At 73.3% G+C, this 25,318-nt stretch carries 27 protein-coding genes; 11 read left to right on the top strand and 16 right to left on the bottom strand.

Going from position 1 to position 25,318, the window contains the following annotated elements:
* Positions 1 to 84: 84 nt before the first annotated feature.
* Positions 85 to 960, top strand: coding sequence for an undecaprenyl-diphosphate phosphatase (locus tag FGW31_RS29920; protein WP_142196668.1), 876 nt, complete (start codon positions 85 to 87; stop codon positions 958 to 960).
* A gap of 96 nt (positions 961 to 1,056) precedes the next feature.
* Positions 1,057 to 1,236, top strand: a complete 180-nt coding sequence (locus FGW31_RS29915) for a hypothetical protein (RefSeq protein WP_142196667.1) — start codon at positions 1,057 to 1,059, stop codon at positions 1,234 to 1,236.
* Between the two features lie 205 nt (positions 1,237 to 1,441).
* Here FGW31_RS29915 and FGW31_RS29910 read toward each other — a convergent pair whose 3' ends face one another.
* Together FGW31_RS29910 and FGW31_RS29905 are read right to left on the bottom strand one after the other, a co-directional pair.
* Positions 1,442 to 2,182, bottom strand: a complete 741-nt coding sequence (locus tag FGW31_RS29910; RefSeq protein WP_142196666.1) for an SDR family NAD(P)-dependent oxidoreductase — start codon at positions 2,180 to 2,182, stop codon at positions 1,442 to 1,444.
* Positions 2,183 to 2,563: 381 nt separating this feature from the next.
* On the bottom strand, positions 2,564 to 3,184 hold the full coding sequence (locus FGW31_RS29905; RefSeq protein ID WP_142196665.1) for a dihydrofolate reductase family protein: 621 nt from the start codon (positions 3,182 to 3,184) through the stop codon (positions 2,564 to 2,566).
* A gap of 171 nt (positions 3,185 to 3,355) precedes the next feature.
* On the opposite strand from FGW31_RS29905, the gene lnt reads away from it, so the two are divergent.
* Positions 3,356 to 4,912 (top strand): apolipoprotein N-acyltransferase, encoded by a 1,557-nt coding sequence (gene lnt, locus FGW31_RS29900; protein ID WP_142196664.1) that lies wholly within the window; start codon positions 3,356 to 3,358, stop codon positions 4,910 to 4,912.
* On the opposite strand, the gene FGW31_RS29895 is transcribed toward lnt, so the two are convergent.
* A complete protein-coding gene (locus tag FGW31_RS29895; RefSeq protein WP_142196663.1) occupies positions 4,836 to 5,741 on the bottom strand; it encodes a Gfo/Idh/MocA family protein in 906 nt (301 codons plus the stop codon). The genes lnt and FGW31_RS29895 overlap by 77 nt on opposite strands.
* 207 nt (positions 5,742 to 5,948) lie before the next feature.
* On the opposite strand from FGW31_RS29895, the gene FGW31_RS29890 reads away from it, so the two are divergent.
* Both FGW31_RS29890 and FGW31_RS29885 read left to right on the top strand, forming a co-directional pair.
* Positions 5,949 to 6,461: a DinB family protein gene (locus tag FGW31_RS29890; RefSeq protein WP_142196662.1), complete on the top strand. Its 513-nt coding sequence runs from the start codon at positions 5,949 to 5,951 to the stop codon at positions 6,459 to 6,461.
* A 152-nt stretch (positions 6,462 to 6,613) separates the two neighbouring features.
* A complete protein-coding gene (locus FGW31_RS29885) occupies positions 6,614 to 7,057 on the top strand; it encodes a hypothetical protein (protein ID WP_233452590.1) in 444 nt (147 codons plus the stop codon).
* Positions 7,058 to 7,189: 132 nt separating this feature from the next.
* Here FGW31_RS29885 and FGW31_RS29880 read toward each other — a convergent pair whose 3' ends face one another.
* From FGW31_RS29880 to FGW31_RS29870, 3 genes are all read right to left on the bottom strand, one after another.
* Positions 7,190 to 7,705: a hypothetical protein gene (locus tag FGW31_RS29880; RefSeq protein WP_142196661.1), complete on the bottom strand. Its 516-nt coding sequence runs from the start codon at positions 7,703 to 7,705 to the stop codon at positions 7,190 to 7,192.
* A gap of 237 nt (positions 7,706 to 7,942) precedes the next feature.
* A complete protein-coding gene (locus FGW31_RS29875; protein WP_142196660.1) occupies positions 7,943 to 8,719 on the bottom strand; it encodes a hypothetical protein in 777 nt (258 codons plus the stop codon).
* Between the two features lie 227 nt (positions 8,720 to 8,946).
* Positions 8,947 to 9,681 (bottom strand): ALF repeat-containing protein, encoded by a 735-nt coding sequence (locus FGW31_RS29870; protein ID WP_142196659.1) that lies wholly within the window; start codon positions 9,679 to 9,681, stop codon positions 8,947 to 8,949.
* 580 nt (positions 9,682 to 10,261) lie between these two features.
* Here FGW31_RS29870 and FGW31_RS29860 point away from each other — a divergent pair.
* Positions 10,262 to 10,663: a hypothetical protein gene (locus FGW31_RS29860; protein WP_142196658.1), complete on the top strand. Its 402-nt coding sequence runs from the start codon at positions 10,262 to 10,264 to the stop codon at positions 10,661 to 10,663.
* Positions 10,664 to 11,062: 399 nt separating this feature from the next.
* Here the strand turns inward: FGW31_RS29860 and ung are convergent, their stop codons facing one another.
* From ung to fabG, 4 genes are all read right to left on the bottom strand, one after another.
* Positions 11,063 to 11,746, bottom strand: a complete 684-nt coding sequence (gene ung / locus FGW31_RS29850) for a uracil-DNA glycosylase (RefSeq protein WP_142196656.1) — start codon at positions 11,744 to 11,746, stop codon at positions 11,063 to 11,065.
* A 90-nt stretch (positions 11,747 to 11,836) separates the two neighbouring features.
* Positions 11,837 to 13,426 (bottom strand): ABC transporter substrate-binding protein, encoded by a 1,590-nt coding sequence (locus tag FGW31_RS29845; protein ID WP_142196655.1) that lies wholly within the window; start codon positions 13,424 to 13,426, stop codon positions 11,837 to 11,839.
* 261 nt (positions 13,427 to 13,687) lie between these two features.
* Positions 13,688 to 14,446, bottom strand: coding sequence for an SDR family oxidoreductase (locus FGW31_RS29840; protein ID WP_142196654.1), 759 nt, complete (start codon positions 14,444 to 14,446; stop codon positions 13,688 to 13,690).
* A gap of 23 nt (positions 14,447 to 14,469) precedes the next feature.
* Positions 14,470 to 15,231 (bottom strand): 3-oxoacyl-ACP reductase FabG, encoded by a 762-nt coding sequence (gene fabG / locus FGW31_RS29835; RefSeq protein ID WP_142196653.1) that lies wholly within the window; start codon positions 15,229 to 15,231, stop codon positions 14,470 to 14,472.
* A 313-nt stretch (positions 15,232 to 15,544) separates the two neighbouring features.
* Between fabG and FGW31_RS29830 the strand changes: the two genes are divergently transcribed.
* Positions 15,545 to 16,099: an excalibur calcium-binding protein gene (locus FGW31_RS29830; RefSeq protein ID WP_142196652.1), complete on the top strand. Its 555-nt coding sequence runs from the start codon at positions 15,545 to 15,547 to the stop codon at positions 16,097 to 16,099.
* Positions 16,100 to 16,105: 6 nt separating this feature from the next.
* Here the strand turns inward: FGW31_RS29830 and FGW31_RS29825 are convergent, their stop codons facing one another.
* Positions 16,106 to 16,489, bottom strand: coding sequence for a DUF3037 domain-containing protein (locus tag FGW31_RS29825; protein WP_142196651.1), 384 nt, complete (start codon positions 16,487 to 16,489; stop codon positions 16,106 to 16,108).
* The gene (locus FGW31_RS29820; RefSeq protein WP_142196650.1) at positions 16,486 to 17,250 is read right to left on the bottom strand and encodes a HipA family kinase; all 765 of its coding nucleotides are present in this window, start codon (positions 17,248 to 17,250) and stop codon (positions 16,486 to 16,488) included. The genes FGW31_RS29825 and FGW31_RS29820 overlap by 4 nt, the downstream gene beginning before the upstream one ends.
* A gap of 289 nt (positions 17,251 to 17,539) precedes the next feature.
* Between FGW31_RS29820 and FGW31_RS29815 the strand changes: the two genes are divergently transcribed.
* Complete coding sequence (locus FGW31_RS29815) at positions 17,540 to 18,034, top strand: Rieske (2Fe-2S) protein (protein ID WP_142196649.1); 495 nt, start codon at positions 17,540 to 17,542, stop codon at positions 18,032 to 18,034.
* Positions 18,035 to 18,105: 71 nt separating this feature from the next.
* Positions 18,106 to 18,576 (top strand): pyridoxamine 5'-phosphate oxidase family protein, encoded by a 471-nt coding sequence (locus tag FGW31_RS29810; RefSeq protein WP_142196648.1) that lies wholly within the window; start codon positions 18,106 to 18,108, stop codon positions 18,574 to 18,576.
* 115 nt (positions 18,577 to 18,691) lie between these two features.
* On the opposite strand, the gene FGW31_RS29805 is transcribed toward FGW31_RS29810, so the two are convergent.
* The gene (locus tag FGW31_RS29805) at positions 18,692 to 19,645 is read right to left on the bottom strand and encodes a LysR family transcriptional regulator (RefSeq protein WP_142196647.1); all 954 of its coding nucleotides are present in this window, start codon (positions 19,643 to 19,645) and stop codon (positions 18,692 to 18,694) included.
* Between the two features lie 75 nt (positions 19,646 to 19,720).
* Between FGW31_RS29805 and FGW31_RS29800 the strand changes: the two genes are divergently transcribed.
* The gene (locus FGW31_RS29800) at positions 19,721 to 20,668 is read left to right on the top strand and encodes a DMT family transporter (RefSeq protein ID WP_142196646.1); all 948 of its coding nucleotides are present in this window, start codon (positions 19,721 to 19,723) and stop codon (positions 20,666 to 20,668) included.
* A 60-nt stretch (positions 20,669 to 20,728) separates the two neighbouring features.
* On the opposite strand, the gene FGW31_RS29795 is transcribed toward FGW31_RS29800, so the two are convergent.
* Positions 20,729 to 22,066 carry an aminotransferase class I/II-fold pyridoxal phosphate-dependent enzyme gene (locus FGW31_RS29795; RefSeq protein ID WP_142196645.1) on the bottom strand — a complete coding sequence of 446 codons (1,338 nt, stop codon included), beginning with the start codon at positions 22,064 to 22,066 and terminating at the stop codon, positions 20,729 to 20,731.
* A gap of 35 nt (positions 22,067 to 22,101) precedes the next feature.
* On the opposite strand from FGW31_RS29795, the gene FGW31_RS29790 reads away from it, so the two are divergent.
* Positions 22,102 to 22,779 carry a pyridoxamine 5'-phosphate oxidase family protein gene (locus FGW31_RS29790; RefSeq protein WP_142196644.1) on the top strand — a complete coding sequence of 226 codons (678 nt, stop codon included), beginning with the start codon at positions 22,102 to 22,104 and terminating at the stop codon, positions 22,777 to 22,779.
* A 356-nt stretch (positions 22,780 to 23,135) separates the two neighbouring features.
* Here the strand turns inward: FGW31_RS29790 and FGW31_RS29785 are convergent, their stop codons facing one another.
* Both FGW31_RS29785 and FGW31_RS29780 read right to left on the bottom strand, forming a co-directional pair.
* Positions 23,136 to 24,089: a DMT family transporter gene (locus tag FGW31_RS29785; protein WP_142196643.1), complete on the bottom strand. Its 954-nt coding sequence runs from the start codon at positions 24,087 to 24,089 to the stop codon at positions 23,136 to 23,138.
* A 221-nt stretch (positions 24,090 to 24,310) separates the two neighbouring features.
* Positions 24,311 to 25,312, bottom strand: a complete 1,002-nt coding sequence (locus tag FGW31_RS29780; protein ID WP_142196642.1) for an EamA family transporter — start codon at positions 25,310 to 25,312, stop codon at positions 24,311 to 24,313.
* Positions 25,313 to 25,318 lie beyond the last annotated feature (6 nt).

The raw sequence follows: 25,318 nt of genomic DNA, 5'->3' as shown, positions 1-25,318 counted from the left end.
ACCTGATCATCGATCACCGCACACGGCGGTGCGGTGGGTGTGCCCTTCGTCCGTTCCACGTCGGCACTTGGACTCCGCTACCTCATGTCTTGGTTTGAATCACTCATCCTCGGACTCGTCCAGGGGCTGACCGAGTTCCTTCCCGTCTCCTCCAGCGCGCACCTGCGGCTGACCGCGGCCTTCTCCGGCTGGGAGGACCCGGGCGCGGCCTTCACCGCGATCACCCAGATCGGCACGGAGGCCGCGGTGCTGATCTACTTCCGCAAGGACATCGGACGCATCCTGTCCGCCTGGACCCGCTCGCTGACGAACAAGGAGATGCGGCAGGACCACGACGCCCGCATGGGCTGGCTCGTCATCGTCGGCTCGATCCCGATCGGTGTGCTCGGCGTGACGCTCAAGGAGCAGATCGAGGGGCCGTTCCGTGATCTGCGGCTCACCGCGGCGATGCTGATCGGCATGGGCATCGTGCTGGGTGTCGCGGACCGTCTGGCGGCGCGCGACGAGAGCGGCGGCCGGCACCGGGTCGCCAAGCAGCGCAAGGAGCTCGGCGACCTGACCGTCAAGGACGGACTGATCTACGGCGTCTGCCAGGCCATGGCCCTCATCCCGGGTGTCTCCCGCTCCGGCGCCACCATCAGCGGCGGCCTCTTCATGGGCTACCGGCGCGAGGCCGCGGCCCGCTACTCCTTCCTGCTGGCGATCCCGGCGGTGCTCGCCTCCGGCCTGTTCGAGCTGAAGGACGCGGCGGAGGGCGGGCACGTCTCCTGGGGGCCGACGGCGTTCGCCACGGTGATCGCCTTCGTGACCGGCTACGCGGTGATCGCCTGGTTCATGAAGTTCATCTCGACCAAGAGCTTCATGCCGTTCGTCTGGTACCGCATCGCGCTCGGCGTCGTCATCATCGTCCTGGTCTCCCTGGGCGTCCTCAGCCCGCACGCGGCGGAGTCGGCGGGCTGAGCCGGGAGCACGTGTCCCGGGCACGTGACCGAGGACATACGTGACGCGTAGCCGTCCGGTAGCGCGCTGTCAGTCGTTGGCCCTAGGCTTGTGGGCATGTCCCCCGATTTAATGACCCCTGGTTCCGTGCGGTCCGCCGCGGAGGTCAATGAGCAGATCCGCGCGCTGTGGCGGCGCTCGGGCGGCTCCCTGTCCGCCCAGGAGCGCGCGGAGTACGAGTTGCTCGTGGTGGAGTGGGCGGCGGCGATCAACGGACAGGTCGTCGAGGCGGCCTGACACCTCGCGGCCGGACAACCGGGCCCGCACGGCCCGCACCGACAGAGCCCGCTCGGCCGGGCCCGCCCGCACGATCGAGCCCGTTCGGCCCCGCCCGCACTGCCGGGCCGGTCCCGCCCGCACTGCCCGGGCCGGCTCGGTCCGGCCCTCCACTCCGGTCGGCGCACGCAACCCGGCTGCCCGGCCGGCACCCCGGCGGCCCGCCTCAGCGTCCGCCCGCGACCCGCAGCACCGCGCCCGTCGTGTACGACGCGTCCGGTGACATCAGCCAGGCCACGGCCGCCGCGATCTCCTCGGCCCGCCCCGCACGCCCCAGCGGCACCGCCCCGCCCATCTGCCGGGCCCGGTCCGGCGCGCCCATGGCGGCGTGCATCTCGGTGTCGACGACTCCCGGCGCGACCGCGTTGACGCGGATCCCGTCCGGGCCCAGTTCCTTGGCCAGCCCGAGCGTCAGGGCGTCGACGGCGGCCTTGGTCGCCGCGTAGTGGACGTACTCGCCGGGGCTGCCGAGGGTCGCGGCGCCCGAGGAGACGTTCACGATCACGCCGCCGCCCCGGGGCGTCATCAGCTGCGCCGCCCGCCGCGTACACAGCAGCGTGCCCATGAGGTTGACGTCCACGACGCGTCGCAGGGTGTCGGTCGTGACGTCGGTGAACCGCCCGAGCGGCCCGGTCACCGCCGCGTTGTTCACCAGCCCGGTGAGCGGCCCGAGTTCCCGCTCCGCGACGTCGAAGAGCCGCTCCACGTCCGCCTCGACGGAGACGTCCGCGCGCACGGTGATCGCGCGCGCCCCGGCGGCCCGCACCCCCTGCGCCACCGCCTCGGCGGCGTCGGAGTCGCGGACGTGGTTCACGACGACGTCATGGCCCTGCGCGGCGAGCCGCAGACAGGTCGCGGCCCCGATTCCCCGGCCGCCGCCGGTGACCACGGTGACCAGACGCTTCATGAGGACCTCCTGGCATCTTGCGCGGGACGAAGATCCTCAGATTCGCAGACGCACGGAGCCGCCGTCGCCGCGGGGCCCGGCCACCCGCATCCGGTCACGCGCCGCCGCGGTGGGATCGGCCGTCGTCCGGTACGCGCGTCCGCAGGGGGACGCTGGAGCCCGTCGCCGTCGCGGCGACGGGCCCGGAGGCCGGGGAGCCGGCTGCCGCGCGGGTGCGCCGGGCGGAGTGGGCACGGGCTTCCGTGACCGGCCCGTGCGCCGACCGCCCCGCGGAAACCACCCGGCAGAGCCGACACGGACCTCCGTGACCGGCCCGGACCCCGACCACCCCGCGGAAACCACCCGGCAGAGCCGGCGCGAGCTTTCGTGACCGGCCCGGGGTCAGTGCAGTACGCGGTAGGTCACGTGGGTGACCAGCGTGGCCGGGCGGGCGCTCAGCTGTTCCAGGCGCAGCGGCGGGACGCCGTCGAACAGCCGCGTGCCCGCGCCGAGCGTGAGCGGCACGATGTGCAGCCGCAGTTCGTCGACCAGGCCGGCCGAGAGGTACTGGTTGATGGTGGTGGCGCCGCCGAGGACCGTGACGTCGCCCGCGCCGTCCACCGCGCGGGCCCGGGCCGCCGCGGACGCGATGCCGTCGGTGACGAAGTGGTAGGTCGTGCCGCCGTCCATCGGCTGCGGCTCGCGCGCGTGGTGGGTGAGGACGAACACCGGTGCGTGGAACGGCGGATCGTCTCCCCACCAGCCGTTCCACGGCCGGTCCCACGCACCGCGCACCGGGCCGAACATGTTGCGCCCCATGATGAACGCCTTGGCGTCCAGCACCCGGTCGGCCTCGGCCCGGTTCTCGTCGGGCGTGTCGAACATCCAGGCGTGCAGAGCGCTGCCCGTGCCGTCGCCCCCGTCGTCGCCGAACGGGCGCTCCTCGCTCTGGTGGAGGCCGGCCGCGTACCCGTCGGCCGAGACCGTGATGTCGCAGACCACCCTGCCCGTTCCCGCCGTCATCGCGCGCTCCCTGTGCCGCCCGTGCCGGGACGGCCGCGTGCCGGTCCCGGCGCCACCGTAGCGCCAGGTCCCGCCCAGGCGGCGGACGCCGTGGCCGGCCGGACCGGCGTGCCCTGGCCCGGATCACCTCCGGGACGCACACTGGAGGCACCACGGGGTAGGGAGGGGCGTATGAAGACGCTCGGCCACTGGCTCACCTCCCCGTGGCGGCGCTCGGCCGTCGCCGCGGCCGCGGGCGCCCTGCCCGTCCTGGCCTTCCCCGCCCCGTCCCTGTGGTGGTTCGCCCCCGTCGCCCTGGTGCCGTGGATCCTGGTGGTCCGTGCCGCTCCGACGGGGAAGCGGGCGGGCCGCGACGGCTGGTGGGGCGGGTTCGGCTTCATGCTGGCCATGCACCACTGGCTGCTGCCGAATCTGCACGTCTTCACGTTCGTCATCGCCGCCCTGCTGGGGCTGCTGTGGGCGCCGTGGGGCCGGCTGGTGCGGCGGCTGCTCGGCGGGGAGCCGTCGGGCGGGCGGGTCGTGGCCGCGCTCCTCGTCGTGCCCTCGGGCTGGGCGGTGATCGAACTGGTCCGCTCCTGGGAGGGGCTCGGCGGCCCCTGGGGCGTGCTCGGCGCGAGCCAGTGGGAGGTGGAGGCCGCGCTGCGGCTGGCGTCGGTGGGCGGAGTGTGGCTGCCGAGCTTCCTGGTGGTGGTCGTGAACGTCGCCGTGGCCGTACTCGTCGCGCTCCCCCGCTGCCGGGTGCCGGCCGTGGCCGGGCTGGTCGCCACGGCCGCCGCCACCTCCGCCGCCTGGGCACTCCCGTCCCGTCCCGGCATCGACGACCGGGTGCGGATCGCGCTCGTGCAGCCGGGTGTCGTCGTCGGCCCGGAACGCCGCTTCGACCGCGAGGAGCAGCTCACGCGTGAGCTGGTGGGGCAGGACCTCGACCTGATCGTCTGGGGCGAGAGCAGTGTCGGCTTCGACCTGCGGTCGCGGCCCGACCTCGCACGGCGGCTCGCCGCGCTCTCCCGCGAGACGGGCGCCGAGATCCTGGTCAACGTGGACGCCCGGCGCTCGGACCGGCCCGGCATCTACAAGAGCTCGGTGCTGATCGGCCCGGACGGCCCGACCGGCGACCGGTACGACAAGATGCGGCTGGTGCCGTTCGGCGAGTACGTGCCCGCCCGCTCCCTGCTGGGCTGGGCGACGTCCGTGGGCGAGGCCGCCGGCGAGGACCGCATGCGGGGCTCGCGCCAGGTGGTGATGGACACCGGGAACGGGCCGGTCGTCGGACCCATGGTGTGCTTCGAGTCCGCGTTCCCCGACATGAGCCGGCATCTGGCCGAGGACGGCGCCGACGTCCTGCTCGCGCAGTCCTCCACCTCGACGTTCCAGCAGAGCTGGGCGCCCGCGCAGCACGCCTCGCTCGCCGCGCTGCGCGCCGCCGAGACGGGCCGCCCGATGGTGCACGCGACTCTGACGGGCGTGTCGGCCGTGTACGGGCCGAGCGGTGAGCGCGTCGGCCCGCGGATCGGCACGGACACCAGCGCCGCCCAGGTGTACGAGGTCCCGCTGGCGCACGGCAGCACGCTCTACGTCCGCTTCGGTGACTGGCCGCTGTACGCGGCGCTGCTGATCCTCGCCCTCTGGGGCGCCGGCGAGGCGGTGCGCGTCAGGCGGACCGCTCGTGAACGGCCCGTACCACCCGCTCGCACAGCTCATGGGTCGCCAACGCGTCCCGCGCGCTGAGCACCCGGCCGGCGCGCACCGCGTCCAGGAAGGCGAGCACCGCCTGCTCGATGCCGCGCTGCCGGGACACCGGCACCCAGTCGCCGCGCCGCCGCACGGTCGGCTGCCCCTTGTGGTCGATCACCTCGGCGAGGTTGACCACCTGGCGCTTGGTGTCCTGCCCGGAGACCTCGAGGATCTCCTCCGCCGAACCGCTGAGCCGGTTCATCACGCCGAGCGCGGTGAAGCCGTCCCCGGCGAGCTGGAGCACCACGTGGTGCAGCAGTCCGCCCTCGGTGCGGGCGCGCACGGTCACGTCGTCGACCGGTCCGGGCACCAGGAAGCGCAGGGTGTCGACGACGTGGATGAAGTCGTCGAGGATCATCGTGCGCGGGTCCTCGGGCAGCCCGACACGGTTCTTCTGCATCAGGATCAGTTCGCGCGGATGGTCGGCGCACTGCACGTAGCCGGGGGCGAAGCGCCGGTTGAAGCCGACGGCGAGGCTGGTGGCCCGCTCCTCGGCGAGCGTCACCAGGCGCGTGGAGTCGGCGAGTTCGTAGGCGAGCGGTTTGTCGACGTACGTCGGTACGCCCGCGTCGAGGAGCCGGGTCACGATCTGCGGGTGGACGTCCGTCGGCGCGTGCACGAAGGCCGCGTCGAGGTCCTGCGCGAGCAGGGCGTCGAGGTCGGCGTGGCGTCGCCCGGGCGGCAGGTGGAGGCTGTCGGCGACCCGGTCGAGGGTGGCCGGGGTGCGGGTCTGCAGGTGCAGTTCGACCTCCGGCCGGACGGCGAGCACCGGGAGGTAGGCCTTCTGCGCGATGTCGCCGAGTCCGATGCAGCCGACCTTCACCTGGAGTGCTCCTTCAACCTTGCCTGCCGCGGTCCGCTGGGAAGCATACGGCGGCCGGTCGTCGCGGTGGGGCGGGCCCCGGCGCCCGCTTCCGTGACCGGCTCACCGCCCTGGCGAGCGGCCCGGGACCGGCGGGCGGTGCCGGCCGGGCCGCTCGCTGGGGAAAACGCCTGGTGAGGGTGGGCGGCGCTGGGCGAGGATGGCCGTATGACGACCGAGCGCAGGGAACCCGCGACCGATGCCGACGAGCGCACCATGCTGGACGGCTGGCTCGACTACCACCGCAGCACCCTGGCCCGGAAGTGCGAGGGACTCACCGACGAGCAGCTGCGCACCGCGTCGGTGCCGCCGTCCGAGCTGTCGCTGATGGGCCTGGTGCGGCACATGGCGGAGGTGGAGCGCAACTGGTTCCGCCGGGTGCTCGCGGACGAGGACGCCGGTCCTCTCTACTACTCCGAGGAGGACCCGGACGGCGAGTTCCACCTCACCGGGGCGGACAACTGGCCGGAGGCGTACGCCACCTGGCAGGCCGAGATCGACGCGGCACGGCGCCATGCCGCCGGTTTCGCCCTGGACGACCTGTCGCGGGGCCGCAGCAGGCACACCGGTGAGGCGTTCAGTCTGCGCTGGATCGTCACCCACATGATCGAGGAGTACGCGCGGCACAACGGCCACGCCGATCTGCTGCGCGAGCGGATCGACGGCGCGACCGGCGACTGACGTCACCCGCGGGTGCGCGAGGGGCCTCCGTACGGGGATGGACATCACCCGTGCGGGGCATGCCGCGCCTGTCCGCCCGCGCGGGGGCGGGCCGAGCCAGCAGAGTGGCGCGGGTGCAGCGAACGACGACCACAGCAACGCTTCTGGTGACCGTGGCTGTCTCCGCCCTCACGGGCTGTGTGACGGTCCAGCGTCCCCTCTCACCCGGCCCGGCGGCCCACCCGTCCCCGTCGGCCGAGCCGCGTCCGGTCGGGCAGGGCGAGACGCAGGTGGTGCAGGCACCGGCACGCGAGGCGCTGGAGATGATCGGCCCCTCCCGGCGCTCGAAGGCGTCGGCGTCGCCGTCGCGTCGCGCCGATCCGGGGACGCGCACGCCGCAGCGGCGCACTCCGGCCGACGACGACGCGCGCAACGGGCGGCCTGGGACGGCCGTACCCGACCAGGACACCCCGCGACGCCCTCCGGTGGACCTGCCGGTTCCCGACGGGTCGACAGGCTCCGGCGACTCGGACGTGTGCGCGCTGGGACGGCAGTACGGCGGCTGGCGTGCGGACAGCCCGGAGGCGGCCGTCTGCCGCCAGATGTACGGCGGCTGAGCCGACGGGCTTCCTTCCGCGCTCCGGCGGCCTCTTCCGGTGCGGACGCACCCTGCCGGTCCCCCGTGCGGACCCGGCCCGCCGGTCCCCCGCCTCGCGCCCACGCGCCCGCTCACGGACGCCCCGCGACCGCTACGGCCGCTGTCGCGGCGGTCCCCAGCCGCCCGGCGTTCCGTCCTCGCCCAGCCGGGTCTCCAGCCGCCGGATGGCGGCCCGCACGCCCTCGCCGTAGCGGTCGTCGGCCAGGGTGCGGGCCGCGTCCCTGGCCCGGCGCAGATGGACGCGGGCGGCGTCGGGGCGGTCGAGGCGGGCGTAGTCGGCGGCCAGGCTCAGCTGGAGCGACGGGTAGAGGGCACGCACGGCGAGCGAGCCCTCGTACTCCGCGAGCCGGTCGCCGGCGACCTCCTCGGCCGCGGCCAGGGCCCGCAGGTCCCAGGCCAGTTCGTCCTCGGGCTCGTCCTGGGTGTCGGCGAGGTAGTGGGCCAGAGTGCAGCGGTGCAGCGGGTCGCCGCTCTCGCCGATCTCGGCCCACAGGCCGAGGAACCGCTGCCGGGCCTCCTCCCGGTCCCCCGCGTGGTGCAGCATCACCACCTGGCCGATCCGCGTCGGCACCGCGTCCGGCGCCGTCTGCTCCTGTCGCTCCGCCACCACGCCCTCCGCACCGCTCGCCGGCTGTCGCTCCCGACGCTAACCGCAGCCGGGCGCGATGGCGGACAGGCCGCTCCGTGGCACGTCGAACGGTCGGACACGCGAGCCGGACGCGCAGTGGGTGCACGGTCCGGACACGCGGACCCGGTGCGTGGGCCGGGTGCGCAGTGGACGCCTCGCCGCATCTGGAGGTGCCGGGAACCGTGCGCAGTGGGCAGAGCGCAGGGGCGGGCCCGATCAGTTGGCCGACGTGTTCCGTATCATCTCGGCTGCTTCGGTGATGGCGCGTTGTCTGAGATCGCCGAACAGCTGCATCGTGACGGCGGCCAGGACGTCGTCCCCGCCAACAGTCCGCCCGTCCCCGCGGCGGGTGGACAGGGCGAGGAGGGGATCCTTGAGCAGCGGGGCCGGGGCCGGCTCGCCCGGCACCACCAGACTGACCGTCCCGAACCGCTTGACCCCGCCCTCGCGGACGACCTTGGCCGCGTCCCGGGCCAGGGCCGTCAGGAACACGCTCGCGATTCCGTCCAGGTCGCGGACCATCGCCGGGACCGCCCTCACCCCCCGGCTCCCCAGCAGCCTTCTCATTCCGGCCTCGAACCGGTGGGCGCCAGCCACACCACTCGGTGTACGCGCCCCGCGGCGCTCACGAAGAGACACGAGCACACCATCGGCGTTGCGCAATTCGCCCATCAGGCCGTGGAAGGTCGGGCTGTGCAGGTACCACTCCGATCCCACCTCCACCTCGACATCCCGGTCGATTGCCGAGATGAGGTCCTTGGGAATCAGCCTCTTCCTGTCCTCCTCGGCCGCCGCGCTTCTCGCGCCGTCGATGATCTCCGTCAGCACGGTCCGCGTCACCGACGCGGCGGCCCACGCGGCCGGCCGGGAGACGTGCAACGAGGTCACGTCCCTGAACACCGCTTTGACGAGCTGAGACTTGAACGGCAGGTCGGTCACGACGGAAGCGGTCTGCGGACCGCTGCGCTCGGTGCGTAGGGGTTGTGTGGTCATCGAAGTATGTGCTTTCTGCTGTCGGAGGTGTGAGTGGCCCATGCCGCACCGGGCGGCGAGACCACAAAGCTGTGCGGAGGGCGGCGAGCCGACACAGGGCCTGCCGGGCGAGGCCGCCGGCACACAAAGGTGCAGGTGGCCCCGCCCGGATGCTCGGCGTTCCGGCGACCGGGCGTGCGGCAGGGTGTGCCACCCGGGCGACGCGCTGTGGTGCGGCGCCGTGCCGGTCAGGCGACCTGGTACCTGCCGACTTCCAGGAAGTGGCGCAGCGTTTCGGGTGTGTTGTCGTCGAGGGCGGCGTTGGCCGCCGCGCACAGGGCCGGGCTGATGGACGGGTCAGCGAGGATGCGGGCGATGGCGACGCGGTCGTCCTCGGCCTGGGCGATCCGGTAGCCGGTCTCCAGCCAGGCGCGCATCGCCTCGGGGTCGTTGGCGTCCAAGAGGGCGTTGACCTCGGCGGTGACGCGCCGGCCGCTGTCGGGGGCGGCGAGCAGGCGCGTGATGGCGACGCGGTCGTCCGCGGCCTGGGCGATCCGGTAGCCGGTCTCCAGCCAGGCGCGCATCGCCTCGGGGTCGTTGGCGTCCAAGAGAGCGTTGGCTTCTCGTGTCACACGCCGGCCGCTGTCGGGGTCGGCGAGCAGGCGCGTGATGGCGACGCGGTCGTCCTCGGCCTGGGCGATCCGGTAGCCGGTCTCCAGCCAGGCGCGCATCGCCTCGGGGTCGTTGGCGTCCAAGAGGGCGTTGGCTTCTCGTGTCACACGGCGGCCGCTGTCCGGGTCGGTGAGGATCCGGACTATGGCCGCCCTCAGGTCGTCGGCGTCCGGATCGTCCGCGGACGAGGACACCGCGGGCACCGTCACCGCGGTCGGTGCCGCCGCGGCGGCGAAGGACGGGGTGGCGAGCAGGAGGGCCGGGGCGACGATGCCCGCGGCGATGCCGGGCGCTACGCGATGCAGGCGCAAGGGGAATACTCCTCTACGTTTGCTACAGAGGTGAGTTGAGGACGCCTCAGGGCGTTCACTCGGTGATGCTGCCACCTGGGTCTGACAGTGGCGGTTGCCCCGCTGCGGTCGCAGGACATCTTCGCCGCGGACGTGGCCGGTGTTTCATGGCGGCGCGCCTTGCAGACGGGCGGCCTTGAGCGCGGCTCGTGGCTGTCGGGGCATGGTCGGGGCGAGACCATGCCTGGGGGCGGGCGATCGTGGTGCGTCCGAGCGTGTGGTGCTGCGCGACGGGGTTCGGTTTGTCCGCCGGGACCGGGGCGGGCCGGGGGAGCCGGCCGTGCCGCTGCGCGGCTCGGCCGGTCATGCGGGTGAGTGGGAGGTGGTGGCCTCGCGGCTGATTGGCCGGTATTGGGTTGTCGCGGTCGATCGGCGCGGGCACGGCACGAGCGAGCGTCATCCGTATGCGCGGACATCCACCTCAGCCTGCTCCGACTCGCCTGGAGCATCATCTGCTTGAGACGACTCCGAACTTCATCCTGAAATGATCAGTGAGCTGCACCCTTGATCTCAACCTTGGTTGAGGCGCAACACTCGGCGCATGGAGATCGCAAAGAGCAGCACCATTCTCTTCCGTAACACCATGCGCATCACGGACGGTCACCTCGACGGCTTCCGGCGCGCCATCGCGCAGGCGGTGGCATTCGCTCAGGAGCACGGCCCTCAGCTCATGGTCGAGGTCTTCATCGACGAGGAGCGGATGCTGGCGCACAGCTTCCAGCTCTACCGCGACTCCGATGCCATCCGCGCCCACTGGCGGCTGTCGGATCCGTACATCCGCGAGGTGATGGAGCACTGCACCGTGCAGCACTTCGAGATTTTCGGTGCACCGGACCATGACATCGTGGCGGCCCTCAAGACCCCCGGTGGCGAATCCTTCCCCTTCGTCGTCTCGCCGCGCCTCGCCGGCTTCAACCGTCTTGAGGCACCCGGCTTGGGGTGAACTGCACCCTTAGGGGTCGGCCGTACCCGAGTGACTTGCCGGACGAGCAGTGGTCGTTGATCGAGCCGGTGATCACAGCGTGGAAGGACCGGCACCGGATATCACCACACGAACCGCCCTCTCCGGTGTTCTCGTGGCGCCGGGCGCCGGGGACGGTGCCGGGCATCCGGCCAGGACCCGGGTGGCGGACCGGACACCCGGGGCCGGGGCGCGGACGCCGAGGCCGGGGCGCGGACGCCGAGGCCGGGGGACGGACGCCATGTCCGGGGGACGGACGCCATGTCCGGGGGACGGACGCCTGGGCCGGGAGGCGCGGATCGGACACGCGGATCGGGTGCGTGGGCCGACCGCACCACCGGACGCGCGGCCCGCGCCCGGTGTCGCCGTCGGCCGATGCCGTCAGCCGAGGTTCGGCACGGTCCAGTCGATCGGCTCGTGCCCCTGCGCCGCCACCGCCTCGTTGATCTGCGTGAACGGACGGGAACCGAAGAACTTCTTCGCCGACAGCGGCGAGGGGTGCGCGCCCTTGACCACCACGTGCCGGTTCTCGTCGATCAGCGGCAGCTTCTTCTGCGCGTAGTTCCCCCACAGCACGAACACGGCCGGGTCGGGGCGGTCGGCCACCGCGCGGATGACCGCGTCGGTGAACCGCTCCCAGCCCCGCCCCTTGTGCGAGTTCGCCTCGCCGGCGCGGACCGTGAGCACCGCGTTGAGCAGCAGCACGCCCTGCCGGGCCCACGGCATCAGATAGCCGTTGTCCGGGACGGGCGTGCCCAGCTCGGCGTGCATCTCCTTGTAGATGTTCCGCAGCGACGGCGGGATCCGCACGCCCGGCCGGACCGAGAAGCACAGTCCGTGGCCCTGGCCCTCGCCGTGGTACGGGTCCTGCCCGAGGATCAGGACCTTCACCTTGTCGTACGGGGTGGCGTCCAGCGCCGCGAAGACCTCCTCGCGCGGCGGGTAGACGGGGCCCTTCGCCCGCTCCTCCTCGACGAACTCGGTCAGCTCCTTGAAATAGGGCTGCTGCAGTTCGTCGCCCAGCACCCCGCGCCAGGACTCGGGCAGCATGGCGGTGTCGGTCACGTCAATGTCCTTACGTGTGCGGTCGCTTCCAGGCCACAGAACCTACAGGCGACCACTGACAACCGGCCCGCCGGACGGCCGTACCCCGCGCTACCAGCTGGTCTTGCGGGACAGCTCCCACATCATCATGATCGTCGACGGGTCCAGGGCCCGCTCCGCGCCCGAGATGTCCCGGCTCGCCGCCACGTACTGCCGGCCCTGCCACAGCGGCAGCAGCCGCACGTCGTCGACGAGGATCTGCTGGGCCTCCTCGAACTGCTTCACCACGTTGCCACGATCGGACTCGCGGCGGGAACTGGGCAGCAGGTCGTTCGTGATCCTGCTCGCGTCGTAGGGCGTGCCGAGCGCGTTCTGCTCGCCGACGAACGGGGCGATGAAGTTGTCCGCGTCCGGGAAGTCGGGGAACCAGCCGCGCCCGAACACCGGGTACTCGCCCTTCTGGTAGCCCTCGACGTACGTCTTCCAGGGGCGACTCTTGAGCGTGATGTCGAACAGCCCGGACTTCTCCAGCTGCCGCTCCAGCTCCTTGAACTCGTGCGCGGTCTCGGAGCCGTAGCGGTCCGTGGTGTACCAGAAGGTGAGCGGGACCGGTTCGGTGATGCCCGCCTCGGTGAGGATCTGCCGGGCCTTGGCGGCGCTGGGCTCGCCGTAGTCGTCGAAGAAGCCGGTGGTATGTCCGGTGAGGCCCTTGGGGACCATGGAGTAGAGCGGGTCGACGGTGTCCTTGTAGACCTTGTGCGCGATCGCCGCGCGGTCGACGATCTGGGCGACGGCCCGGCGCACCGCCTTCTTCCCCGCCCAGGGGTCCTTCGGGTTGAACACCAGGTAGGAGATGTCGGTCCCGGTGCCGTCGATCAGCTGGACGTCCTCCTCCTTGGCGGCCCGGCCCTCGAAGTCGATGATGTCGTCGGCTGCCATGCCGCGGTAGGTCAGGTCGACCTGCTCGTCGCGCAGCGCCTCGACCATGCCGGCGGAGTCCTGGAAGTAGCGGATGGTGACCGCGCCGTTCTTGCGCTCCGCGAAGCCCTTGTAGCGGTCGTTGCGGACGAGCTCGGCCTGCTCGCCCTCCTCGTAGGAGGAGAGGGTGTACGGGCCCGAACCGACGACGGAGCCGTCGTCCTGGCGCAGGGCGTCGGCCGGGTAGGCGTCGGGGTCGACGATCGACATCGCGGGGGTGGCGAGCACGAACGGGAAGGTGGCGTCCGGCTTGTTGAGGTAGAAGACGATCTCGCGTTCGTTCGGCGCCTGGACCCGTTCCAGGCTGCCCAGCAGACCGGCCGGGCCGCCGTTGACGTTGATCGTCCGGATCCGGTCGATCGAGTGCTTGACCGCCTTCGCGTCGAGCGTGCCGCCGTCGGAGAACGTCAGGCCCTCGCGCAGCTCACAGCGGAAGACCTGGTTGGAGCTGTCGGAGAACCCGCAGCTCTTCGCGGCGTCCGGCTGCGGGGTGGTCGCGCCGACCGGGTAGCTCAGCAGGGTCTGGTAGATGTTGCGGAACAGCTCCCAGGAGCTGTCCCAGGAGGCGGCGGGGTCCAGCGTGCTCGGCGAGCTGGTGCTTCCGACGACGATGGGTCCCTCGTCGTCCGCGGAATCGGACGCCAGGACACCGCATCCGGTCACCAGAGACGTTATGGACGCGATGGCCGCCACCCGCCGCAGGCATCGGTTCCGGTTGAACACGCGAACGCTCCTCGATCTGCCGTCCCAGGGGTCGGCAGACCTTACCGCAGTGTTTGCCCGTTTGACCCTCCCTCGTGCGGCCCATGTGATCGACTTTTCGATGACTACGTTGTCACGGATCGTTGCGATTCCGGGGCGCGAACGCGGGCGCCGTCCTGTCGACGGCGCCCGCGTCCCGTGCCCGGAAAACGGTCACACCCGGGCGCCCGGCGCCTCCGAACGGGCACGGACCGTGCCCGCTCGACGCTTCCGGAGCACGGCTCAGCCCACGCCGGCGTTGAGGAAGACGCCGCCGTCGACGACGAGCGTCTGGCCGGTGACCCAGTCCGACTGGTCGGAGGTCAGGAACGCGGCGGCGCCGCCGATGTCGGAGGGCACGCCGAGGCGGCCCAGCGGGTAGGCAGCGGCGGCCTCCTCCTCGCGGCCCTCGTACAGGGCCTGGGCGAACTTGGTCTTCACCACGGCCGGGGCGATGGCGTTGACCCGCACCCCGGGCGCGAACTCGTGCGCGAGCTGCTGGGTGAGGTTGATCAGCGCGGCCTTGCTGACGCCGTAGGCGGCGATGAAGGGCGAGGGCGACAGGCCCGCGATGGAGGCGATGTTGACGATCGCGCCGCCGTTGTCCTTCTGCCAGGCGTGCCAGGTGCGCTGGGCGAAGCCGAGCGCCGAGATCACGTTGGTCTCGAAGACCTTGCGCGCGACGTTCAGGTCGAGGTCGGCGATCGGCCCGAAGACCGGGTTCGTGCCGGCGTTGTTGACCAGGTAGTCGACGCGGCCGAAGGCCTCCATCGTGCGCTCGACGGCGACGGCCTGGTGGGCCTCGTCGTGCGCCTTCCCGGCGACGCCGATGGCCCGGTCGGCGCCGAGCTTCTCGACGGCCTCCTTGAGGGCGTCCTCGTTGCGGCCGGTGATGCAGACCCGGTCGCCGCGCGCCACCAGCGCCTCGGCGATGCCGTAGCCGATGCCGCGGCTGGCGCCGGTGACCAGGGCGACCTTGCCGGAGAGTTCCACTGACGTCATGTTCCCGTGTTCCTCAGTCATTGCTAGTCGAGCGGTCCGCCGGCGACGTACAGGACCTGGCCGGAGACGAAGCCGGCCGCCTCGCCGGTGAAGAAGGCGATGGCGTTGGCGATGTCCTCGGGCTCACCGACGCGGGCGACCGGGATCTGGGTGGCGGCCGCGGCCTTGAAGTCCTCGAAGCCCATGCCGACGCGGTCGGCGGTGGCCTTGGTCATCTCGGTGGCGATGAAGCCGGGGGCGACGGCGTTGGCGGTGATGCCGAACTTGCCGAGCTCCTTGGCGAGGGTCTTGGTGAAGCCCTGGAGGCCGGCCTTGGCGGCCGAGTAGTTGACCTGGCCGCGGTTGCCGAGCGCGGAGGAGGAGGACAGGTTGACGATCCGGCCGAAGCCGGCGTCCACCATGTGCTTCTGGCAGGCGCGGGACATCAGGAAGGCGCCGCGCAGGTGCACGTTCATGACGGTGTCCCAGTCCGCGACGCTCATCTTGAACAGCAGGTTGTCGCGCAGCACGCCCGCGTTGTTGACGAGGACGGTCGGCGCGCCGAGCTCCTCGACGATCCGCGCGACGGCGGCCTCGACCTGCGCCTCGTCGGAGACGTCGCAGCCGATCGCGACGGCCTTGCCGCCGGCGGCGGTGATCTTCTCGACGGTGTCCTTGCAGGCGGCCTCGTCGAGGTCGAGCACCGCGACCGCGCGGCCCTCGGCGGCCAGTCGTACGGCGGTGGCGGCGCCGATGCCGCGCGCGGCGCCGGTGACGACCGCGACCCGCTGCTCAGTGGTGGACATTGCTGCTTCTCCTCGCCCTTGGGATGCGGCTCCTGCGGCCGGACCCACCTCGGTGAGCGACCGCTTAGTACCTTCAGCAGACGAGACGCTAGAAGCCCTGGCACCCGGTGTCAACGGCACGCCGCGCCTGTGTGATCCATTCCCCCGCGCGAGGACTCCCTCCCCGCCTCCGCGTCCGGCCGCCGCCGTCCCGCCCTCGGCGTCCCACCCCGGCTCGGCCCGGCACCCGATCGGCCTACGGCTGCGCGCCCTCGCGCCGGGCGGCCCCTAGCGTCGGGAAGCGAGCCATCCGTGGCAGGAAAGGAGGCGCTCCATGCGCCGTCGCACGGGTGCCATAGGCACGCTGATCGCGTTCACCGCGATCGCGCCGTTGGCCGGAACCGCGCACGCCCAGGACCTGGACTGCAGCGACTTCACCTACCAGGAGGACGCGCAGAACTTCTTCAACACCGACCGGAGCGATCCGCACCGGCTCGACGAGGACTCGGGCCCGGACGACGGAGTGGCCTGCGAGGCCCTTCCGCGGCGCGGCCTCACCTCGTCCACCTTCAGGCCCGCACCGGACACGCCGAGGCCCACGCAGAGCCCGTCCGCGCCCACCCGGTCGGCGACCCCGACGGCCACGGCCACTGCCACGCCCACGCGCACCGCGACCCGCACCGCCGTGCCGACCCGGACGGCGCCGCGCACCACCGCGCCCGCCACTCCCACGGCTCCCGCCTCCGTGACGCCGACCCGGGGTGTGCGCGGCGGCCTGGGCGGCGCGGCGGACTCGGGGCCCAGCGGCTGGGACGTCGGCATCGGCGCCACGTTCGTCACGGGTGCCGTCCTGGCGGTCGGCCACGTGGTGAGGCGCCGCCGGAGCTGACCGCCGTCAGCGCACGAGCAGGTCGAGCAGCCGCTCCACCTCGGCCGCCGGGTCGGCGGTCAGCCCCGTGTGCACGGGGCCGGGCTGGACGACGGTCGACCTGGGCGCGATCAGCCAGCGGAAGCGCCGCCCGGCGTCGTCGCCCGCCGCCTGCCCCGCCGCGTCCCCGCCCGCGCAGACGCCTTCCACGGCGCGCAGCGCGGCCCGTACGCCCGGAACGTCGGCCGCCGGGTCGAGCGCGAGCAGCCGCGCCTCGTCGAGGTGGGTGCGGGCCGCGACGAACGACAGGGGGCGGCAGTAGACGAGCACACCGGCGTTGACGCACTCGCCGCGCTCGATGCGCGGGACGACCCGCAGCAGCGCGTACTCGAAGACGTGGCGGTCGTTCACCGGTCCCCCTCGAGGCCGTGGACGCGCTGGTGGACGGTGGCGGCGCGGGCGATCAGCGGCCGCGCGTAGGCCAGCCGGAGTTCGTCCGGGTCGGCGAAGCCGGGCTCGCCGGTCAGCCAGCTGTCCGGGATCTCGGCGGTGACCTCGGCGAGCAGGTCCTCGGTGATCCGCGGCGCGAGGTCGGCGGCGGCGGAGGCGAGGTCGGGCGCGCTGGACCGCAGGGCGTGGTCGGAGGCGTCGTACGGGCGGGCGGCGGACGCGTCGGCGCCGGGCCAGTTGTGGTGCCAGATCATCGTCGCGCCGTGGTCGATGAGCCACAGCTCGCCGCGCCAGCGCAGCAGGTTGGGGTTGCGCCAGGAGCGGTCGACGTTGTTCACCAGCGCGTCGAACCAGACGATCCGGCCCGCCTCCTCGGGGCCGACCTCGAAGGCGAGCGGGTCGAAGCCGAGGGCGCCGGAGAGGAAGCGCATGCCGAGGTTGGTGCCGCCGCTGGACTTCAGCAGCTGCTGGATCTCCTGGTCGGGCTCGGCGAGGCCGAGCACGGGGTCGAGGTCGACGGTGACCAGGCGCGGCACCCTCAGTCCGAGCCGGCGGGCGAGTTCGCCGCAGACGACCTCGGCGACCAGTGTCTTGCGTCCCTGTCCGGCGCCGGTGAACTTCAGGACGTAGGTGCCGAGGTCGTCGGCCTCGACGAGTCCCGGCAGCGAGCCGCCCTCGCGCAGGGGCGTGATGTAGCGGGTGGCGGTGACCTCGGTCAGCATTTCCCCAGGCTACGCGATCTTCCTGCGGTGCCGTCCGGGGCCTTCCGGGGCGCCGCGCGGGTCGACGGGCGCCCCGGAAGGCATGCGCCGGCGTCCCAACTGCGGTGCGACGGCGGCCCTGTCCAGCGGATCCGGGACGCGGGAGGAGAACCGACAGCGAAACGACAGCTGTGGTTTACGCCCGTCCGACCGGGGACAGGCCAAGCTCTCGGCACTGCCTGAACGTCGTGGGCCCGCGGACCGTACCTCCGTGCAGATCAGGATTCCTCCCCGGAAGGACACCATCGGCATGAGCAGCGCATCGTTCCAGCCCGCATCGGGGCCCGCCCGTCGCACCGTCGTGGCGGCGGCCGGAGCGGCGGGCCTCGCCGTCGCGCTGACCGCGTGCGGCTCCGACGACGAGGCGTCGGACGCCCCCGCGGGCTCCGGCCCGGCCGGCGGCTCGCCGGACGACGGCGGCGCGGGCGGAGGCGGTGAGTCCGGCTCCGGTGCGGCCGGTGCCGCGCTCGCCTCGACGGCCGACATCCCCGAGGGCGGCGGGAAGGTCTTCGCCGACCGCAAGGTGGTGGTCACCCAGCCGACGGCCGGCGAGTTCAAGGCGTTCTCGGCGACCTGCACCCACCAGGGGTGCGCGGTGAAGAGCATCGCCGACGGCCTCATCAACTGCCCGTGCCACAACAGTAACTTCTCCATCGCCGACGGCAGTGTGAAGGGCGGACCGGCGACCCGGCCGCTGCCCTCCGTGGAGATCACCGTCAGCGGGGACTCGATCACCCTCGCCTGAGCCGTCGGAGCCGGATGTCCCTGGTGGGACGTGAGATACCACCGGTGGGACGGGAGAGAGGAGCGCGCCGGATGGCCGCCACGCAGCGCCGGGGCCGCAGGATCATGATGACGCCCGGAGAGCTGGACGACTTCCTCACCGCGCAGCGCACCTGCCGGGTCGCCACGGTGTCCGCCGACGGCGCGCCGCACGTCAGCGCCCTCTGGTTCGCCTGGGACGGCACCTCGCTGTGGCTGTACTCCGTGGTGCGCAGCAAGCGCTGGGCCGATCTGCGCCGGGACCCGCGGGTGGCGGTCGTGGTCGACACGGGTGAGGAGTACGGCGAGCTGCGCGGCGTGGAGCTGGCCGGGCGGGTGGAGTTCGTGGGCGAGGTTCCGCGCACGGGTGAGCTGTGCGCGGAACTCGACGTCCCCGAGACGCTGTTCGCCCGCAAGTACTTCGACCTGGACGAGATGCCGCACGACGGCCGGCACGCCTGGCTGCGTCTGACGCCGGAGAAGACCGTGTCCTGGGACTTCAGGAAGCTCTCGGCGCAGGCCTAGGCGGGGGCCGTCGTGGCCGGGGCCGTCATGGCCGGGGGCGTCGCAGCCCGGACCGGCGTGCGGGCGGCCCGGCCCGTGCCCGGTCCTGGCGCCGTGCGCGGCACGCCCCGGCGCGCTACCCGGCCGTCTCCGCGTTCCGCGCGGCCGTCGCGGTGCTCTCCCCCGCCGCCCCGACACGCTCCCCGGCCGTCCGGAGCGCGCGGACGGCCGCCCGGATCGACGGGCGGCGGTCGGCGTCCGCGCGCCAGACGACGAACACGTGCCGGCGTACGCGCGGCGTCAGCGGGACGGTGACCACTCCGGCGGGCACCGGGTTGCGGCCCAGCAGCGGTGCCACGCAGACGCCGAGCCCTGCGGCGACCAGGGCGAGCTGGGTGTGGCTCTCGGCGGCGCGGTGGCCGATGACGGGCTCGACGCCCTTGGAGCGCAGCGTGAACAGCAGCCACTCGTGGCAGAACTCGCCCTCGCCCCAGGTGATCCACTCGTCCTCGGCCAGTTCGGCGAGGTCGACCTCGTCACGGCCGGCGAGCCGGTGGCCGGCCGGCAGGGCCACATCGGCCGGGTCGTCCAGCAGCGGCGCCTTGACCAGTCCGTCGGGCAGCGGCATCGGCTTGTTGTACCAGTCGAGCAGCACCGCGAGATCCAGGTCTCCGCGCACCACTGCCCGGATCGCGTGCTCCGGTTCCAGTTCACGGGAGCGCACGCGCAGCGCGGGGTGCCGCTCGCGCAGCTCCGCGACGGCCGTCGGGAACAGTCCCCGCGCGGCGGTCGGAAACGCCGAGACGCGCAGCTCGCCGACGACCTGGCCGCGCTGTGCCTCCAGGTCGGACTGGGCGAGTTCGACCTGGGAGAGGATGCGCGCGGCGTGCTCGGCGAGCAGCCGGCCCGCGTCGGTGAGCCGGACGCCGCGCCCGTTCCTGGCGAGCAGTTGCCGGCCGACCTCGCGTTCCAGCTTGGCCATCTGCTGCGAGACGGCCGAGGTGGTGATGTGCAGGCCCTGCGCGGCCCCGCTGACCGAGCCGTGCCGGGCGATGGCGTCGAGGGTGCGCAGGCGCTCCAGGTTCAACATATAAGCGATGCTACGAAATACCGCGTGCGAAATCTCGATTGTGCTACGAGATGACCGTCCACGATCGTTGCCTGCATGAGCAGCGTCACCGCGACCTCCACCACGTCGGACCCGGCCCGTCCTGCCGCGCCGCGCACCCGCCCCCGCACGGACTGGCGGCTGCGTTTCGCGGCCCTGTCCCTGATCTGGGGCTTCAGCTTCCTGCTGATCAAGGTGGGCACCCAGGGCTACGCCCCCTTCCAGGTCACCCTCGGCCGGCTGGCCTTCGGGACCGCCGTCCTCGCGGTCGCGATGGCGGTACGGCGGGAGGGGCTGCCGCGGGGTGTGCGCACGTGGGGCCATCTCGCGGTGGCCGGGTTCCTGCTCAACGCGCTGCCGTTCTCGTTGTTCGCCTTCGCGGAGCTGACCATTCCGTCGACGCTGGCCGGCATCTGCAACGCGACCTCACCGCTGTGGGGCATGGCGCTGTCGCTGGTCGCCCTGTCCGAGGACCGCCCGACCCGGGTCCGGGTGGCGGGGCTCGGGGTGGGCTTCCTGGGTGTGCTGACGGTGCTGGGCGCCTGGCAGGGTTTCGAGGGCCTGGACGCGCGCGGCACCGCGCTGGCCCTGCTGGCCTCGCTGAGCTATCCCGTCGGCTGGATCTACGTCCGCCGCACCCTGGCGGGCAGCAGCCATTCCAACCTGTCCCTGACGGGCGGCCAGTTGCTGCTCGCCACGCTCCAACTGGCCGTGGTGACGCCACTGTTCACCACGCTGCCGACCGCCTTCGCGGTGGGGCCGCTGCTGGCGGTCGCCGCGCTGGGCACGCTGGGCACCGGGTTCGCCGTGCTCGTCCAGTACGGCCTGGTCGCCGAGGTCGGCCCGACGACCGGCCAGATGGTGACCTACTTCGTCCCGGTGATCGCCGCCGCGGCCGGCATCGTGCTCCTCGGCGAGACGCTGACCTGGTCGACGCCGGTGGGCGCGGTGATCGTGCTGGCGGGCGCGGCACTCACCCAGGTACGGCCGAGGAAGACGGAGTAGCGGCCGTCGCCGGTACGACGAGGAAGGCGGAGTAGCGGCCGTCGCCGTCCCGGGGCGCCCTCAGACGTACGTCCTCGACGGCTGCCCCGCGGGTCCCAGCGCCGCGGCGACCGCCTCGGCCAGCGGCTCGGTCTCGTCCGGGCCGAGCGCCGAGACGGTGATGCGGATGCCCGGCGGCGCGCTCATCCGGAAGCGGGCGCCGGGGGCCACCGCCCAGCCCGCGTGCAGCAGCCGGGCGACGGCGCCGGTCTCGTCCGGGACCGGCACCCACACGTTCATGCCGCTGCGCCCGTGCGCCTCGATCCCGTGCCGGGCCAGCGCCCCGATCAGCGCGTCCCGGCGCCGGCCGTACTGTCCCGCCACGGCCGCCGGGTCCACGGCGCCGTCGCTCCACAGCCGGGCCACCGCGCGCTGGACGATCCTGCTGACCCAGCCGGGCCCGAGCCGCTGCCGTCCGCGCACCCGGTCGAGGGTGACCGGGTCGCCGGTGAGCACCGCGAGCCGCAGGTCGGGGCCGTAGGCCTTGGCCGCCGAGCGCACGAAGGCCCAGTGGCGGGTGATGCCCGCGAGGGGGTGCAGCGGGAGGTCGACGATGTGGTGCCCGTGGTCGTCCTCGATCAGCAGCGTCTCCGGGTGAGCGGCGAGCACCGAGCGCAGGGCCCGCGCGCGGGCGGCGCTCAGCGCGGCACCGGTCGGGTTCTGCGCGCGGTCGGTGACGATCAGTGCCCGCGCGCCGCCCTCCAGCGCGGCGCGCACGCCGTCGGGGAGCGGGCCCTCGTCGTCGACGCCGACGGGGACGGTGCGCAGGCCGAGCGCCGGGACCAGGTCGAGCAGGCTTCCCCACCCGGGGTCCTCCACCGCGACCGCGTCCCCCGGTTTCAGGTGCGCCATGAGGACCCGCTCCACGGCGTCCAGCGCGCCCGAGGTCACGGCGAGGGGCCCGGCCGGCACGCCGTCGGCGTCCAGTCCGGCGCGGGCCAGGCGCTCCAGCGCGGGCTCGACGGGCGCGTGCCCGTAGAGCACCGGCTCCCGGTCGCCCTGTCCGGCCGCCGCCGCGAAGGCTCCGGCCAGCGCGGGCAGCAGCGCCGGGTCCGGGTTGCCCTCGGACAGGTTCCGCACACCCGGCGGGACCTCCACACGGATGAGGTCCCGCGCGGTGGTGGCCGGTTTGGGCCGCACGCGGCTGCCGCGGCGGCCCGCGGTTTCGATGACCCCGCGTTCGCGCAGGGTCCGGTACGCGGCCGCGACGGTGTTCGGGTTCACTCCGAGCCGGTCCGCCAACTCCCGCATGGGTGGCAGCAGTTCACCCGGCCGCAGCTCGCCTTTCGCCACCGCTCGCTCCACGCTCGCGGAAATCTCCGCTGCGCGCCGCCCACTGATCGGATACTCTCCTAGCACAAAGCCAATTATGCACTAGTGCAATGGAGAGCGCCATGCAGGGCACCCGGCCGCAGCCCGCCGACACCTATCCGCCCACCGAGCGGACCGTCCCCACCCGCTCCCCCGACCGCGCCGCCTACGACAAGGAACTGGTGCACGCGATACTCGACGAGGGCTACGTCTGCCATCTCGGCTTCGTCCGGGACGGCGCCCCGGTGGTGCTGCCCACGCTGTACGGCCGGGTCGGCGAGGTCCTCTACGTCCACGGCTCGACCGGCTCGCGCCCGCTGCGCGCGGCGGGAGGGACCGCCGCGGGCCTGCCGGTCTGCCTGACCGTCACCCATGTCGACGGTCTGGTGCTGGCCCGCTCGGCCTTCCACCACTCGATCAACTACCGCTCCGTGGTGGTGCACGGCCCGGCGTACGACGTGACCGACCCCGAGGAGAAGCGGCAGGCGCTGGACGCCCTGGTCGACCATGTCGTCCCGGGCCGTGCCGCCGATTCCCGCCCGGCCAACAAGAAGGAGCTGGCCGCGACCGCGGTGATCCGCCTGAACCTGAACGAGGTCTCCGCCAAGCTCCGCACCGGCGGCGTCAACGACGAGCCCGAGGACCTGGCCCTGCCGCACTGGGCCGGTGTCGTCCCGCTGCGCAAGGGCTACGACACCCCGCTCGCCGATCCCGGCCTCGCGCCCGGCACCCCACTGCCCGACTATCTCGCGGCCCGCTGACGCCGAGCGCCCCCTGGGACGCGCCCCACGACCACGACGCACGGCACCGGTGACCGGCCGGGCACGACACTCCGGCCGCCTCGCAGTCGAACGGCCCACCCGACCGGCCACCCCTGGCCCGGCCACCGCACTGCGCCCACGACGCCGACCACGTCAGGGGCGGCCGCCCACGGCTGCGCCTCGAACCAGCCGACGTACACCCGGCGCTCGCACACGCGGGCCGGCGGCCGAAGGCGGTACGGACGCACGGCCGAAGGCACGCGCCCCGCGCGACGGCGAGTGGCACCCGCCGCGCGTGAAGCGGATCGCGGCCGGGCCGGTGCGGCGGGGGGGGGGGGGGGCGCCCCCCCGCTCCGTCACGCCGGCACCACACGCCCGTCGTCCTCGCGGACCCGCGCGCCCCGCGCCTCACCGACCGCGAGCCCCGCGACCGAGCCCAGCATCAGCAGGGTGCCGGCCAGCGTGGCGGCGGTGAGCCGCTCGCCGAGCAGGGCGACGGCGAGCACGGCCGCGCTCACCGGCTCCAGCAGCATGATCACGGACACGGTGGCCGACCGGACCACGGCGGCGCCGGCGAAGTAGAGGCCGTACGCGAGGGCCGTCGGCACGGAGGCGATGTACGCCACCAGCAACAGCAGCGCACCGGGTGCCTCGGTGTGCGGCAGCAGGCCCTCTACGGCGGCGAACGGCAGCAGCACCGCGGTGGTGACGGCGAACGCGGCCACGGTCGTACCGGCGGAGTCCGTGCCGCCGTCGCGTCCCCACCAACGGGTGAGCAGGGTCATCGCCGAGTATCCGGCGGCGGACAGCAGGGCGAGCAGCACGCCCCAGGGATCCACGGTCGCCTCGCCGTCGCCGAGGACCAGCACGACGAGTCCGGCGAGCGCGCCCACGACGGCGGCCAGTCCGCCGCGCCCGAGGCGCTCGCCCAGGGTCAGGCGGGCGCCGAGGGCGATCAGCACGGGTCCGGCGCCGAGGGTGACGACGGTGGCCACGGCGAGTCCCGTGGCGGAGACGGCCGCGAAGTAGGCGGTCTGGAAGACCGCGAGTCCGAGTCCGGTGGCCGTGGCCCGCAGCAGCCGGCGGCCGGGCGGCACGGACACGGCGGGCCGGGCGGGCCGCAGCAGCCGGGCGGCGAGCAGCAGCACCAGGCCGGCCGCGCAGCGCCAGAAGGACAGTGCGACCGGGCCCATGTCGCTGGTCCGGTAGACCAGGGAGGCGGCCGCGCCCGCGGTGCCCCAGGCGGCGCCGGCGACGATCAGATAGAGGAGGCCTCGCCCGACGGGCAGGCCGGAGACGGCGTTCGACACGTGTTCTCTCCGCAGATGCACGCTCCGCGCGCGTCGGCGCGGGCGTGGAAGTTTCGGGATGGGATCCCGGGCCGGGCCCCGAGGGGCCGGTTCGACGGGATCCGCGGACTTCGTCTGCGGGCAGCACCGTTACGCCCGGCGTGGTGCCGGGCGGATGTACGGGAGGGCCCGCCTCAGGCGGCCGGAGGCGGAAGAACGAGTGCGCGAGCGTGATCAGCACCTTATGCCGTGGTTCCCGGCGCCGACAACTCCCGTTCGGGTCCGCCGCCGGCCACCGGCTCCCCGGAGCTTTTGGCGGGGGCCGACGACTGGGCGATGAAGGCGCCGGTCAGGACGACCGCGCCGCCGACGATCTGCGGCGCCGACAGGTGCTCGCCGAGCAGGACCCAGGCCAGCACGGTGGCGATGACCGCTTCGAGGCAGGCCACGACACCGGCGACCTGCGGGGAGAGACGGCGCACCGAGACCACGCCGGTGACGTAGGCGGCGACGGTGGCGACGAGCACGATCCAGGCGAGCAGCACGAAGGCGGCGACCGGGGTGCCGTCCATCCGCGCGGTGCCCGTGAGCACGGACCAGTCCATGGTCCAGGGGCGGGCGACGACGGTCAGCACGGCGGCGCCGACCAGCAGCCCGTAGGCGATCACGCCGAGCGGGTCGGCCGCCTCGTCTCCGTCGCCGCCGTGGTCGGAGAGGACGAAGTAGCCCACCTGGCAGCAGGCGGCGCCGAGCGCGAGCAGCAGTCCGAGGGCGTCGAAGCCGAGCCCCGACCACACCTCGACGACGCAGGCGAGCCCGCCCACCGCCAGCACGACACCGACCGCGGCGGCACGGGTCACCGGCCGCCGCTGCACGAACCGCACCCAGCCGAGGACGAGCGCGGGCGCCAGGTACTCCACGAGCAGGGCGACTCCGACGGGGATGCGGGAGATCGCGGCGAAGTAGCAGGCCTGGACGCCGGCCACGGCGAGCAGCCCGAACCCGGCGAGCAGCCCGGGCCTGCGGCGCAGCAGGTCCCGGTGGCGCACCGCCAGCGGCAGCATGACCAGCGCCGCGCCCGCGACGCGCAGCCACACCACGTGGAGCGGGTCGAGACCCGCCTCGATCAGCGGCTTGGCCGCAACTCCGGAACCCCCGAAGGCGATCGCGGACAGCAGCGCCAGACCGAGTCCGACGCCCTTTCCGCGGCTGCTCCGGGTACTGGCAGACGTAGGCACCGGCACATGATG

The organism is Streptomyces calvus (assembly GCF_006782915.1).
GTDB lineage: Bacteria > Actinomycetota > Actinomycetes > Streptomycetales > Streptomycetaceae > Streptomyces > Streptomyces calvus.
The sequence above is the reverse complement of the archived record's forward strand: the minus strand, read 5'-3'. Positions and strand labels throughout refer to the sequence as shown.